Source organism: Janthinobacterium sp. 13 (genome assembly GCF_002749695.1).
GTDB classification, from domain to species: Bacteria; Pseudomonadota; Gammaproteobacteria; order Burkholderiales; family Burkholderiaceae_D; genus Janthinobacterium; species Janthinobacterium kumbetense.
The window spans coordinates 1183937-1197766 of sequence record NZ_PEEQ01000001.1 but is presented as its reverse complement, the minus strand read 5'-3'; the positions used below and the strand labels follow the sequence as shown (position 1 = coordinate 1197766).

The window sequence follows — 13830 nt, the reverse complement described above, 5'->3', positions numbered from 1 at the left end:
CAAGGATGATCGATGAACAAATTTCGTAAGCACGCCGCGAGTGCGGGCATGCGCCTGGCCCTGACGCTGGGCGGCGCGGCGGCAAGCCTGGCCTGGCCAAGCGGCGCCAGCGCGGCGGCGCCGGCCCGGCAGGCCGTCATGTCGCCCGTCGCGGCGCCGGCCATGTCGCTGGGCGCCGATATCGCCCGCCTGGGCGCGCCCGTGCGCATCGCCGTGGGCAAGTCCACCTTGCGCAGCCTGAGCCTGCCGGTGTCGCAGATCGCCGTCAACGATCCGCGGGTGGCCGGCGCCAGGATGCTGGGCTCGTCCAGCCAGCTGTTCGTCTGGGGCCTGGCCCCGGGCAGCACCAACCTGATCCTGTGGGACCGGCAGCAGCGCCCCGTGATCGTTGATATCGAAGTCGAGATCGATGTCGAGGGCTTGCAGGCGCAGCTGGCCTATGTCTTCCCTGGCGAGCGCGCCGTCAAGGCTGGCGCGGCCGGCGGCAGCATCGTGCTGTCGGGGCAGGTGAGCGACAGCGTCAAGGCCAGCCAGATCCTGGACATGGCGCAAGCCTATGCGCAGCGCGGCGCCGGCGAAGCGGCCGCGCCGGCCGACGGCGCCGCCAGCGCGGCCGGCGGCGTCAAGGTCATCAACATGCTGACGATCGCGGCGCCGCAACAGGTCATGCTGGAAGTGAAAATCGCTGAAGTATCGAAGACCCTGGTCGACCAGCTGGGCGCCAGCGTGGGCATCAGCGGCACGCGCGGCAACTGGAGCTACGGCTTGCTGTCGAACTTGCTCAGCGGCAACCCCAGCCAGCTGGGCGCCGTGCACGGCAAGAATGGCAACGGGCTGACGCTCGACGCGCAAAAGCGCGACGGCCTGGTGAAGGTGCTGGCCGAACCGAACATCATGGCCATCAGTGGCCAGGAAGCCAGTTTCTTGGCGGGCGGCAAGATTTTCATTCCGGTCGCGCAAGACAGCACCACCAACAAGATCACGCTGGAGGAAAAGGAATTCGGCATTGCCGTCAAGTTCACGCCCACCGTGCTGGAAGGCGGACGCATCAACCTGAAGGTGGCGCCGGAAGTGTCTGAGCTGAACCGCGAAGGCATCGGCATCACCACCGGCGGGGGCACCGCCGCCAATGCCGTGTTGCCGGCCTTTACCACGCGGCGCACCACCACCACGGTGCAGCTGTTCGATGGCCAGAGTTTTGCCGTGGGTGGTTTGATCAAGAACAATGTGACGACCAATATCAAGGCCTTGCCCTTCCTGGGCGAGATCCCCGTGCTGGGCGCGCTGTTCCGCAGCAGCGATTTCCAGACCGACCGTACCGAGCTGGTGTTCATCATCACGCCGCACCTGGTCAAGCCGCTCGACGGCACGCTTGACGGCGATATCGTCTTGCCGACCGACGCCTATGTGGCGCCCAGCCGCGGCGAGTTCTTCTTGCAAGGAAAAATGGAAGGCGCTGGCGCGCCACGGCCACGGCAGGAAGCGGCCACGCAGACGGCGCCCGCCGGCCCGGACACTCATTAGGAGCACCTCATGCAGCATTCCCTTTCCCTTTTCCTATCTGTGCTGCTGGCCGCCCTGGCTGCCAGCGGCTGCGCCGCCACGCCGAACCTGGACCGCCAGTTCGGCCACAGCGTCGAGCAGCTGCGCCTGCGGCAAGTGCTGTCGCCGCAGGCGGGCGCGAACCGCGATCCCGTGGCCGGCATGGACGGCAAGGCCGCCCAGGCCGCCTACGCGGCGTACCAGAAAAGCTTTGCCGCGCCCGCGCCGCAAGGGGCCGCCTTCACCATCGGCGTCGGGGCGCGCCAGTGAAGCTGGCACCGTTACCACAGAACCCGCAAGGCATATCGTGAAAATCGCCATCCATTCCACGGATCAAAAAACGCTGTCCGAACTGGGGCGGCTGCTGCGCAGCCGCAACCGGCTCGACGAGATCAACGCGGGCGGCGAAACGCTGGAACCGCTGCAGGCGGCGCAATCGCTGCCCGACGTGCTGATCTTCGACCGCCCGTCGAACGACGGCGCCGACCTGGCCGCCATCGAACGCCTCAGCAACCAGCATCCGCGCATGGCCTTCATCGTGCTGTGCCACCAGCAGGCGCCTGAATTCCTGCTGCAGGCCATGCGCGCGGGCGTGCGCGACGTGCTGCCGTTTCCCGCCGCGCCGGCCAGCCTGTATGCGGCGCTCGAACGCATCGAGGAAAAGCTGGAGCGGCGCGAGCATGGCAACGGCAAGGTGCTGGCCTTCATCTCCTGCAAGGGCGGCAGCGGCGCCACCTTCATCGCCAGCAATCTCGGTTATGCGCTGGCCGCCGGCGGCCAGCAGCGCGTTGCCCTGATCGACATGAACCTGCATTTTGGCGACGCTTCGCTCTTCGTGTCCGAGAACAAGCCGCTGGCCACGCTGTCCGACGTCACGCGCGACATCCACCGGCTCGACGCCTCGTTCCTGGCATCGAGCATGCTGCACATCCTGCCCAACTACAGCGTGCTGGCCGCGCCCGAGGATCCGGCGCACGCCAGCGAAGTGGCGCCCGAGCACATCGACGCCGTCATCCGGCAAGCCAGGCGCCAGTACGATTTCATCGTGCTCGACGTGGGCCGCAACCTCGACGCCGTCAGCGTGCGCGCGCTGGACCACGCCGACATGATCTTCCCCGTCCTGCAGGCGACCTTGCCGTACATCCGCGACGGCAAGCGCCTGCTGGGCATGTTCCGCTCGCTCGAATACGCGAAGGACAAGGTGCATATCATCGTCAACCGCCACGACAAGGGCGGCGAAATCCGCCTGCGCGACCTGGAAGCGGCGTACGGCACGGCGGTCTACCGCACCGTGCCGAATCACTACGCCTCGGCCGCCGCCTCGGTCAACCAGGGCGTGCCTATCCTGCAGCTCGACAAGGCCAGCCCGATCACCCGCTCGCTGCAGGAGTTCGCCGCCAGCCTGGCCGGCGGCGCGGCCAGCACGGCGCGCCAGGGCTGGCTCGGCCGTGTCCTGCGGCGCGCCTGATCCACGCGCTTGATCCCCATCCCAGAACAGGAGCACTTCATGGCCACTTCCCCCATCGCCGCCTTGTCCATCCGCGAACGGCTCGGCAGCGCCAAGATCGCCGCGCTCGCGCCGCAACGCATGGCCGTCATCGACAACCACGGCTACCGCGACCTCAAGCTGCGCATCCATGGGCTGCTGCTCGAACGGGTCGACCTGGAAAGCATGCAGCGCCTGTCGCAGGAGCGCATCCGCGAAGAATTGCGCGGCCTGGTCGAGCGCCTGCTGGACGAAGAGGCGGTGGTCATCAACGACGCCGAGCGCCGTAGCCTGACGCGCGACATCCAGCACGAGATGCTGGGCTTCGGGCCGCTCGAAACGCTGCTCGCCGATGCCAGCGTGTCGGACATCCTGGTCAATGGCCACAAGCAGGTGTATGTGGAGCGGGGCGGGCGCCTGGAGCTGACCGACGTCTGCTTCGACGACGACGCCCATCTGATGAAGATCATCGACAAGATCGTCTCGCGCGTGGGCCGCCGCATCGACGAATCGAGCCCCATGGTCGATGCGCGCCTGCCCGACGGTTCGCGCGTCAACGCCATCATCCCGCCGCTGGCCATCGACGGCCCCGTGATGTCGATCCGGCGGTTTTCCGTCGATCCGCTGCGCCTGGCCGACCTGGTCGCCTATCACAGCATGACGGCCGAGATGGCCGAGGTGCTGCAGGGCCTGGGCAAGGCGAAGATGAATATCCTCATTTCCGGCGGCACGGGCAGCGGCAAGACCACCATGCTCAACGTGATTTCCGGCTTTATCGGCCAGACGGAGCGTATCGTCACGGTGGAAGACGCGGCCGAGCTGCAATTGCAGCAGCCGCACGTGGTGCGCCTGGAAACGCGGCCCGCGAATATCGAAGGCAAGGGGGAGGTGAGCCAGCGCGCGCTGGTGCGCAACGCGCTGCGCATGCGCCCGGACCGCATCATCCTGGGCGAAGTGCGCGGCGCCGAGGCGCTCGACATGCTGGGCGCGATGAACACGGGCCACGAAGGCTCGATGGCCACCATCCACGCCAATACGCCGCGCGACGCCATCACGCGGCTGGAAAACATGATCAGCATGGCGGCGGCCAACCTGCCCAGCAAGGCCATCCGGCAGCAGATCAGCTCGGCCGTGTCGGTGGTGGTGCAAGTGTCGCGCCTGATCGACGGCAAGCGCAAGGTCACGTCGATCCAGGAAATCACGGGCATGGAAGGGGAAATCATCACGATGCAGGAAATCTTCAGTTTCCGGCAGACGGGCGTGGCCGAGGGCGGCGCGGTGGTCGGGCATTTCTCGGCCAGCGGCATCCGCCCGCGCTTCCTCGAGCGCCTGAACAGCTTTGGCATCGGCGTGTCCGCCGCCCTGTTCGAACCCACCGCGGCGGGGCGCTGACCGGCCATGCTTTCCTACCTTGTCTATCTGTTCCTTTTCCTGGCCGTGCTGCTGGTGGCTGGCGCCTGGCTGGCGTGGCAAGCGGCGCGGGGAGCGGGCGCGGCGCGGGTGGCGCGGCGCCTGCAAGCCATGTACACGGCCAGCGATGGCGAACAGGCGCTGTCGATCACCAAGCAGCGCCCGCTGAGCGCACATCCCTTGCTGCACGGCGTGCTGGAAGGCTTGCCCGGCGCGCGGCGCCTCGACCAGCTGCTGCTGCAGGCGGGCATGCGCTGGTTCGTGGCCACTTTTCTGGGCTATTGCCTGCTGGGCGGGACGGCCGGCCTGCTGCTGGCCGGCGCGCTGCCGCTGCCATGGTATGTGCGCCTGGGCCTGGCCGCGGGCGGCGCCGCGCTGCCGTATCTGCTGGTGCGCCGCGCCAGGAGCAAGCGGCTGGTGCGCATCGAGCAGCAATTGCCGGACGCGCTCGACCTGATGAGCCGCGCCATGCGCGTCGGCCATGCCTTTCCCACCGCGTTGAAAATGGTGGGCGAGGAAATGACGGGGCCGCTGGCCGACGAGTTCCGCGCCGTGTTCGATGAAGTCAGTTTCGGCGTCGCGATGGCCGATGCGCTGGGCAACCTGGCTGCGCGCGTGCCCAGCACGGACTTGCGCTATTTCGTCATCGCCGTGCTGATCCAGCGCGAAACGGGCGGCAACCTGACTGAATTGCTGAGCAGCATCAGCGCCATCATCCGCGACCGCCTGAAATTGCTGGGCCAGGTGCGCGTGCTGTCGGCCGAAGGGCGCATGTCGGCCTGGGTCCTGGGTTTGCTGCCGTTCGGCGCGGCGCTGATGATGCATTTGATGAATCCGCAGTTTATTGCCGTGCTGTACACGGATGGGGGCGGGCGCAAGATGGTTGGAGTATCGCTGGGCTTGCTGATGCTGGGCGTGATCTGCATCAGAAGAATTATCAATATCCGGGTGTAAGATGAAAGAACAGACACGATGAGCACGATGAGTACGGCGCAGCTGGCCTTGCTGGGCCTGCTGTTCCTGATTGTTTTCGCGCTGGCCTTGCTGGTGTTGCGCCTGTGCACGGGCAGTGCCGTGCAGGAGCGGCTGCAGGCGCTGGGCGATGCGGGCGCCGGCGGCGACAGCGGGCGCCATGCGAGGCGGCGCTGGCTGGCGCACGCCGTCAGCCTGACGCGCCCGCTGGCCAGGCTGTCGCTGCCGGACGAGGGCTGGGAAAGTTCGCCCATCCGCAGCCGTTTCGTCCATGCCGGCTGGCGCAGCCAGGCCGCACCTGCGCTGTTTTACGCGGCCAAGACAGGCTTGTTCGTGGGCTTGCCGCTGCTGGCGTATTTTCTGCTGCGCCAGGGCGGGCACAATATGTTGTTGTGGCTGGTCGCGGCGGCCGCCCTCGGTTACTACCTGCCCAATGCCTGGCTGTCGCACTGCCTGAAACAGCGTCAGCGCGAAGTGTTCGAAACCTTTCCAGATGCGCTGGACCTGATGACGGTGTGTGTCGAAGCGGGGCTGGCGATGGATGCGGCGCTGGCGCGCGTGGCGCAGGAAATCGGCCTGAAAAGCGCGGTCCTGGCCGAAGAGCTGCAACTGGTGACCTTGGAATTGCGCGCCGGCAGCGCCAAGGACAAGGCCTTGCGCAACCTGGCCCTGCGCACGGGAGTGGAGGATGTGGATGCGCTGGTGACCCTGCTGATCCAGGCCGAGCGCTTCGGCACGAGCATCGCCGCGTCGCTGCGCGTGCAATCCGACCAGCTGCGCACCAAGCGGCGCCAGCGGGCCGAGGAAACGGCGGCCAGGATCGCCCTCAAGCTGCTGTTTCCGTTGATCTTTTTCATCTTCCCCTCGCTGATGGTCGTACTGATGGGGCCGGCGTTCCTGCAGATTTACCGCGTGCTGCTGCCGGCCATGCGGGGCAGCTGAGGGCTGGCCGGGGCGAAAAAAAAGCTGCCGGAGTCGCCTCCGGCAGCTTTTGTTACATCAGCGCGCGCCCGGCAATCAGGCGAATGGCGTCAGCAGGGTGATCATCTGGCCAAAGATCTTCGGGCTGGCGGCGATGACGTCGCCCTTGTACAGGTAGTCCGATTCGCCGGAAAATTCACCGACGATGCCGCCCGATTCCGTGATCATCAGGGCGCCGGCGGCGATATCCCAAGGCTTCAAGCCTTTTTCGTAGAAGCCGTCCAGGCGGCCGCAAGCGACGTAGGCCAGGTCCAGCGCGGCCGAGCCGGCGCGGCGCACGCCCTGGCTGCGTTCGCCCATGATCGCGTACATCTTCAGGTATTCGTCCAGCGCGCGGGCGCTGCCGGCCACGTAGCCGGTGCCCAGCAGGGCGTTCGAGATGCGGTCCAGCTTGGTGACGCGGATGCGTTTTTCGTTCAGGTAGGCGCCGGCGCCCTTGGTGGCCGTGAACAGGTCGTTGCGTACCGGATCGTAGATGACGGCTTGCGTGACGACGCCGCGATGCGCGAGGGCGATCGAGATGCAGTATTGCGGGAAGCCGTGGATGAAGTTGGTGGTGCCATCGATCGGGTCGATGATCCACTGATATTCATTCTCGTCGTGCGAGTTGGCGGAAGCTCCCGATTCCTCAGCCAGGAACGCGTGGTCCGGGTAGGCTTTGGACAGCACCTCGATGATGGCTTGTTCGGCCGCCTGGTCGACGTCGGTGACGAAATCGTTATGTTGTTTTTCCGTGACGACGACGCGGTCGAGGTCAAAAGAGGCGCGATTGATGACGGCGGCGCCGCGGCGGGCGGCTTTGATCGCCGTGTTGAGCATTGGGTGCATGTGAGCTTCCGTTAAAAGCACGCGACCGCCCAGCGTCGCCTTTCGGCGCCGGTACGATAGAGTGCAAGAATGAATTAAAGAGCGGAGCGGTGCCGAAGTGGTTAAAATCCCGGCCTGGAGTCAGCGTTTTGTGACTCCGTTTCCCGAAATTTCCTGTATCGATACCGCGCAATAGCGCTATTTTAAATGAATCTGCCCGAAATCAACACGTCTCTTTTCAAACGCCTGCGATTTATTCTTGTCGAAACTAGTCGATCCGGCAACATTGGCGCCGTCGCGCGGGCCATGAAAACGATGGGTTTTTCCGATCTGGTGCTGGTCAACCCCCGCTTTCCCGACGCCTTGACGGACGCGGAAGCGGTGGCTTTCGCCAGCGGCGCGCAGGATATCCTGTCCGGCGCGCGCATCGTCGGCTCCATCGCCGAGGCGCTCGAAGGCTGCAATTACGCGGCGGCCGTCTCGGCCCGGCTGCGCGAATTTTCGCCGCCCGTCACGGCGCCGCGCGCCATCGCCGCGCAGCTGGCGGCCAGCGAGGACTTGCACGCGGCCGTCATCTTCGGCAACGAGCGCTTCGGCTTGCCCAACGAGATCGTCGAGCAGTGCAATGTGCTGATCAACATCCCCGCCAATCCCGAGTATTCCTCGCTGAACCTGTCGCAGGCGGCGCAGGTCGTCGCCTACGAATGCCGCGTGGCGGCCCTCGGCGACGGGCAAATCGCCAGTCCCGTCGGCTTTCACGGCGACGCGGCCAGCCTGGCGCAGGTCGACGGCATGTATGCGCACTTGGAACAGGCGCTGGTGGCCATCGATTTTCTCGACGCCGACAACCCGAAAAAGCTCATGCCACGGCTGAAACGCCTGTTTTCGCGCACGGGGCTGGAAACGGAAGAAGTCAATATCCTGCGCGGCATCGCCCGGCATATCCTGGCGGTGGCGAAAAAAGGCCCATGATAGAAACCCGGCTGCTGCGCCAGTTCATCGCCGTCGCCGAGGAACTCAATTTCCGCCGCGCGGCCGAACGGCTGCACATGGCGCAGCCGCCGTTGTCGCAGGCGATATTGCGGCTGGAAGAAGCGCTCGGCTATCCCGTATTCGAGCGCACCAACCGCAAGGTCAGCCTGACGCCGGCCGGCACGGCTTTCCTGGCCACCGCCCGCCAGGTGCTGGCCAGCCTGGAAGAGGGCGTGGCGGCCACGCGCCGCGTGGCGCAGGGCATCGAGGGCCACGTGCGCCTCAGTTTCATCCACATCACCCCGTATGCCCACGTATTGACGGCCTTGCGCGCCTTCCGCGCCGCCTCGCCCGCCGTGCAATTCACCTTGCGCGAAGCGTCGACGCAGCAGCAGGTCGAGTGGCTGGAAAAAGGCGAGGTCGATGTCGCCCTGCTGCGCGCGCCGGGGCGCAGCACGCCGGGCCTGCGCTTCGAGCGCCTGTCCGGCGAAGACATCGTTGTTGCGCTGCCGTTGAACCACCGCTGCGCGGGCCAGGCGCGGGTGGACTTGGCGGATCTGGCCGGTGACGATTTCGTCGCCTCGCCGCGCGAACTGGGCCAGGGTTTCCACGACCAGCTGGCCAGCCTGTGCCTGCACGCGGGCTTCGTGCCGCAGGTGGCGCAGCAGGCGCGCCGCTTGCAGACGGTGCTGGGATTGGTGGCGGCCGGTTTTGGTGCGGCCCTGCTGCCGGCCAGCCTGGCGGCGTCCATGCCGGCGGGCGTCGTCATGCTGCCGCTGGCAAGCAGCGCGCCCGCGCCGCTGCGCCAGCTCGACCTGTACATGGCGTGGGACCCGCGGCGCACGTCCCCCGTGCGCGAGCGGCTGCTGGCGCAATTGCGGCACTTTTCCCCGCATTGAGACTTTGAACGTCTCGTTTCAAGATAAATAAGATATTTTACAGATGGTCATCGCGGGGCCAGCATGGCGTTTTGATTGTCAGGAACTGCCATGTCCACCATGTCCTCGCGCACTGCGCTGCCGTCCGCCGCGCTGCCATTCTCCATCTATCTGCTTTCCCTGTGCAGCTTCGCCTTCGGCTTGTGCGAATTCATCGCCGCCGGCCTGTTGACGCCCATGGCGCGCGACCTGCACGCCAGCGTGGCGGCGGCCGGCGGCGCCATCGCCGCATATGCGCTGGGGGCGGCCATCGGCGCGCCCGTGCTGACGGCCTTGCTGGCGCGCCGGCCCGTGCGCCAGGTGCTGGTGGCCACCATGCTCGTGCTGGCGGCCGGCAGCGTGGCCATGGCGGCCGCGCCGGCGCTGGGCGCGCTGCTGGGTGTGCGCTTTGCCGTCGGCCTCGCGCATGGCGTGTTCATGGCCGTCGCCTCGCATGCGGCCACCAGCCTGGTCGACCCGTCGCGCGCGGGCCGGGCGCTGTCCATCGTCTGGCTGGGCCTGACCCTGGCGCTGGCGGGCGGCGTGCCGCTGGGGACGTGGCTGGGCGCCGTCGCGTCGTGGCGCTGGGTATTTGCGGTGATCGGCGTGCTGGCCCTGTGCGGCGGCGTGGGCTTGCGCCTGGCCATGCCGGCCGCGCGTGAGCAGGCCGCCACCGCATCGGCCCTGGCCAGCCTGCGCGCCATCCTGCAACCGCCCCTGCTGCTGGCGGCCGGCGTGGCGGCGCTGGTCAGCGTAGCCACCTTCAGCTTTTTCACGTATGTCTCGCCCTTCCTGCTGCAGCTGGGCGGACTCGATGCGGGCTGGCTGGGCGCCGCCATGCTGTGCTTTGGCGCGTGCGCCATCGGCGGCAACCTGCTGGGCGGCTGGTGCGCGGACCGCCCCCACGCGCTGCGCGCCACCATGCTGGCCCTGGCCGCGCTGGCGCTCAATCTGCTGGCCTTTTATCTGCTGCGCGCCCATCCCCTGGCCATGCTGGCCCTGTGCGGCACTTTGGGCTTGCTGTTCTTTGCCCTCGTCACCCTGTCGACCATGGGTTTGCTGCGCCTGGCGCGGCGGCATTGCCCGGGCAGCGACGCCGTGGCGGCGGGCCTGAATATCGCCGCCTTCAATGGGGGCACGGCGCTTGGCGGCGCACTGGGCGGCGCGCTGATCGTCGCCTGCGGCTTGCCCAGCATCGCCATCGGCGGCGCGCTGGCGGCGCTGCTGGCCATGCTGCTGCTGTGGTTTCAGTCGCAAAAACTAGACTCTCCGCTCTAGTTTTTGCGTTCAAACGCCCACTGCCTTTGGCGTACACTGGCTTGCAAAAGGCGGTATAAAACAAGGGGAGACATGGCAATGGAGACATGCTGATGCGACGCAGATCGTTTCTGAAACTGGGTGTGCTCGGCGCCTGCGCGCTGGCCGCCGGCGGCGCCGCGTACCGGCTGGTGCGCGGACCGGCGCCCCCTGGTCGCTTCGTGCTCGATGGCGCGGCGCGCGCGGCGCTGGCCGCCATCGTGCCGGCCATGCTGGGCAGCGCGCTGCCGCGGGAAGCCCCCGCGCGGGCCGCGGCGCTCGATGGCGCCATCGCCGGCGTCGACACGGCCATCCGCGGCTTGCCGCTGGCGGCGCAGCAGGAAGTGCAGGATTTGTTCGGTTTGCTGGCGCTGGCGCCCGCGCGGCGCTTCGTCGCCGGCGTCAAAGATGGCTGGCGCGAAGCCGACCCCGCCCAGGTGGCCGCCTTCCTGCAGGCGTGGCGCACGCACCGCCTGGCCACCTTGCAGGCGGCCTACCTGGCCCTGCACGACCTGATCCTCGGCGCCTGGTATGCCGATGCCGCCCACTGGGCCGCCATCGGCTATCCGGGACCGCTGCCCGAACTGAGCGCATAAGGCATCCATGAGCACATCCCCCATTCCCGACCCCATCGCCATCGGCGTGGCTAGCGGCTGGAACGTCACCGACGCCAGCACCCTGAATGCCGACCGCACCCTGGAGGCGGATGTCGTCGTCATCGGCAGCGGCGCTGGCGGCGGCGTGACGGCGGAAATCCTTGCGCTGGCCGGCCTGAAGGTCTTGATCGTCGAAGAGGGCGGCTTGAAGTCCTCGCGCGACTTCAAGATGCGCGAAGCGGACGCCTATCCCGCGCTGTACCAGGAATCGGCCGCGCGCAAGACGCGCGACAAGGCCATCAACATTTTGCAGGGGCGCACCGTCGGCGGTTCGACCACCGTCAACTGGACGTCGAGCTTCCGCACGCCGCCCGGCACCCTCGATTACTGGCGCAAGCATTTTGGCTTGTCCGGCTATTCCGTGGACGCCATGGCGCCGTGGTTCGCCATGATGGAAAAACGCCTGCACGTGAGCGACTGGGCCGCGCCGCCGAATGAAAACAACGACTTATTGCGGCGTGGCGCCACGGCGCTGGGCATCCCCACGGCCGCCATCCGGCGCAACGTGAACGGCTGCTGGAACCTCGGCTACTGCGGCATGGGTTGCCCGACCAACGCCAAGCAATCGATGCTGGTGACGACGATCCCCTCGGCGCTGGCGCTGGGCGCGGGCCTGCTCGTGCATGCGCGCGCGGAACGCTTCAGCTTCAAGGGCGAGCGCATCGACAGCCTGCAGGTGACGGCGCTCGATGCTGCCGGGCAGGCGTCCACGGGCGTGCGCCTGACGCTGCGCGCCAGGCACTTCGTGCTGGCCGGCGGCGCCATCAACTCGCCCGCGCTGCTGCTGCGTTCGCAGGCGCCCGATCCGCACGGCTTGCTGGGTCGGCGCACCTTCTTGCATCCGACGGTGATTTCGGCGGGCTTGTTCAAGCAGCGCGTCGACGCCTATGCGGGCGCGCCGCAGACGATTTATTCCGACCATTTCCTGCACACGGCGCCCATCGATGGCCCCATCGGCTACAAGCTCGAAGCGCCGCCCCTGCATCCGCTGCTGATGGCCACCACCATGGGCGGCTTCGGCGACGAGCATGCGCGCACCATGCGCGACTTCCCCCATGCGCACGCCTTGCTGGCGCTGCTGCGCGACGGCTTTCACCATGAAGCGGCGGGCGGCAGCGTATCGATCGACAGCTTCGGCGCGCCCGTGCTCGACTATCCGCTCACGCCCTTCATCTGGGACGGCGTGCGGCGCGCGCTGCTGTCGATGGCGGAAATCCAGTTCGCGGCCGGCGCGCGGAGCGTGTATCCCGTGCACGAGCTGGCCAGCCATTACACCAGCTGGACGCAGGCGAAACAGGCCATCGGCGATTTGCCGATGAAGGCGCTGCTGGCGCGCGTGGTATCGGCCCACGTGATGGGCGGCTGCGCCATGTCGGACGATGCGCGCCTGGGCGTGACGGGCGCCGACGGCCGCTACCACGGCGTGCGCAACCTGTCCGTGCACGACGGCTCGGTGTTCCCCACCTCGATAGGCGCCAATCCGCAACTGACGCTGTATGCGCTGGCCGCGCGCCTGGCCAGCGGCCTGGCGCGGGAACTGACGGGCAAGCCGGCGCCCGTTCCCGTTGCAGGCACGGCATGATCGCGCGCATCCTCAGGTGGCTGATGCTGCTGCAAGTGCTGGCCGTGCTGGCGGTGGCGTACCTGGCCATGCATGCCTGGGGCGTCGCCTCGCCCGCCATGGCCCTGCTGCTGGCGGGCGCCATGCTGCTGGCCGTGCGCGCGCTGGTCGTGGCGCGCAATTTCCGGCAGAGCCGGCATCTTGGCAGCCCCGTGCCGCCGGAGCATCAGTTGGGTATGCGGGGCGCCGCGCGCCTGTTCCTGGGCGAGTTGCGCGCCACGCTGTGGACCTCGTCGTGGGGCATGCTGCGTCCGCGCCTGCATGCAGCCGACACCGTCGCTGGCCAGGGCTTGCCCGTGCTGCTGATCCACGGCTATGTGTGCAACCGCGGCTACTGGGCGCAGCTGAGCCGGCAGCTGGCGCGGGCCGGCATCGCGCACGACGGCGTCGACCTGGAACCGATAGGCGCCGATATCGAGGAGTTCGTGCCGCAGGTCGAGCAAGCCATCGCGGCGCTGTGCGCCCGCACGGGCAGCGACCGCGCCATCATCGTCGCCCACAGCATGGGCGGCCTGGTGGCGCGCGCCTGGCTGCGCCATTACGGCGCGGCCCGCGTGGCGCGCATCGTCACCATCGGCACGCCGCACCACGGCACGGCGCTGGCCAATGTGGCGGCGGGCGCCAATGCGCGCCAGATGAGCCGTATCCATGGCGCGCCCAGCGGCTGGCTGGCGCAGCTGGCCGCCAGCGAGACGCCGGAGACGCGCGCCCTGATCACCTCGATTTACTCGCACCACGATAATATTGTCGCGCCGCAATCTTCCGCGCATTTGCCCGGCGCGCGCAATCTTGCCTTCGGCGGCATCGGCCACGTGGCGCTGGCCAGCGATGCGCGCGTGCTGCGTCAGCTGTTGGCGGAAATCACTATCAAGACCGAAGTCGCCCAACCCCCATCTTCCCCCCGTTTTGCCTGAATCCTGTTGTGTTTTATCTGCATGGCAAGACTGTCTCTTTTGACTCTGCTGTTGCCCGTGTTTAACAGCGTCACGGGCAGAAAATGCTGTTTTCCACTGGCGTACTGTATTAAGCTAACGTCAGAAGACGGCTGGCGGAAATTTGTTCCCGAGGCCGCTTGCGAAGCTCTGCAGGTATCCTGCGCACAGATATTTTTCTGGATGTATGGCAAGATGTTATAGGATTGTTATGTTAGCCGCGCATGCGGAAAGTTGA

General features: G+C 67.2%; 13 protein-coding genes. 12 read left to right on the top strand and 1 reads right to left on the bottom strand.

All coding sequences use genetic code 11. The features are described 5' to 3' along the window. Positions 1-12: 12 nt before the first annotated feature. The 6 genes from CLU94_RS05100 to CLU94_RS05075 all read left to right on the top strand — a co-directional run bounded on the left by CLU94_RS05100 (position 13) and on the right by CLU94_RS05075 (position 6352). The gene (locus tag CLU94_RS05100; protein ID WP_257218682.1) at positions 13-1524 is read left to right on the top strand and encodes a type II and III secretion system protein family protein; all 1512 of its coding nucleotides are present in this window, start codon (positions 13-15) and stop codon (positions 1522-1524) included. Between the two features lie 9 nt (positions 1525-1533). Then, on the top strand, positions 1534-1812 hold the full coding sequence (locus CLU94_RS05095; protein ID WP_099664842.1) for a pilus assembly protein: 279 nt from the start codon (positions 1534-1536) through the stop codon (positions 1810-1812). A gap of 37 nt (positions 1813-1849) precedes the next feature. After that, positions 1850-3010 carry an AAA family ATPase gene (locus CLU94_RS05090; RefSeq protein ID WP_077401700.1) on the top strand — a complete coding sequence of 387 codons (1161 nt, stop codon included), beginning with the start codon at positions 1850-1852 and terminating at the stop codon, positions 3008-3010. A gap of 63 nt (positions 3011-3073) precedes the next feature. Beyond that, on the top strand, positions 3074-4420 hold the full coding sequence (locus CLU94_RS05085; protein WP_373610644.1) for a CpaF family protein: 1347 nt from the start codon (positions 3074-3076) through the stop codon (positions 4418-4420). 6 nt (positions 4421-4426) lie between these two features. Continuing rightward, complete coding sequence (locus CLU94_RS05080; protein ID WP_099664841.1) at positions 4427-5392, top strand: type II secretion system F family protein; 966 nt, start codon at positions 4427-4429, stop codon at positions 5390-5392. Positions 5393-5410: 18 nt separating this feature from the next. Beyond that, a complete protein-coding gene (locus CLU94_RS05075) occupies positions 5411-6352 on the top strand; it encodes a type II secretion system F family protein (RefSeq protein ID WP_369811608.1) in 942 nt (313 codons plus the stop codon). Between the two features lie 75 nt (positions 6353-6427). Here CLU94_RS05075 and CLU94_RS05070 read toward each other — a convergent pair whose 3' ends face one another. Then, positions 6428-7210 carry an inositol monophosphatase family protein gene (locus CLU94_RS05070; RefSeq protein WP_035826389.1) on the bottom strand — a complete coding sequence of 261 codons (783 nt, stop codon included), beginning with the start codon at positions 7208-7210 and terminating at the stop codon, positions 6428-6430. Between the two features lie 195 nt (positions 7211-7405). On the opposite strand from CLU94_RS05070, the gene CLU94_RS05065 reads away from it, so the two are divergent. From CLU94_RS05065 to CLU94_RS05040, 6 genes are all read left to right on the top strand, one after another. After that, complete coding sequence (locus CLU94_RS05065; protein WP_070254993.1) at positions 7406-8170, top strand: RNA methyltransferase; 765 nt, start codon at positions 7406-7408, stop codon at positions 8168-8170. After that, the gene (locus CLU94_RS05060) at positions 8167-9069 is read left to right on the top strand and encodes a LysR substrate-binding domain-containing protein (protein ID WP_099664840.1); all 903 of its coding nucleotides are present in this window, start codon (positions 8167-8169) and stop codon (positions 9067-9069) included. The genes CLU94_RS05065 and CLU94_RS05060 overlap by 4 nt, the downstream gene beginning before the upstream one ends. Positions 9070-9159: 90 nt before the next feature. Beyond that, positions 9160-10365 carry an MFS transporter gene (locus tag CLU94_RS05055; RefSeq protein WP_257218681.1) on the top strand — a complete coding sequence of 402 codons (1206 nt, stop codon included), beginning with the start codon at positions 9160-9162 and terminating at the stop codon, positions 10363-10365. 86 nt (positions 10366-10451) lie between these two features. Then, a complete protein-coding gene (locus CLU94_RS05050; RefSeq protein ID WP_099664839.1) occupies positions 10452-10979 on the top strand; it encodes a hypothetical protein in 528 nt (175 codons plus the stop codon). Between the two features lie 7 nt (positions 10980-10986). After that, positions 10987-12621, top strand: coding sequence for a GMC family oxidoreductase (locus CLU94_RS05045; protein ID WP_099664838.1), 1635 nt, complete (start codon positions 10987-10989; stop codon positions 12619-12621). Next, positions 12618-13574 (top strand): esterase/lipase family protein, encoded by a 957-nt coding sequence (locus CLU94_RS05040; protein ID WP_099664837.1) that lies wholly within the window; start codon positions 12618-12620, stop codon positions 13572-13574. The genes CLU94_RS05045 and CLU94_RS05040 overlap by 4 nt, the downstream gene beginning before the upstream one ends. The last annotated feature ends 256 nt before the right edge of the window (positions 13575-13830 follow it).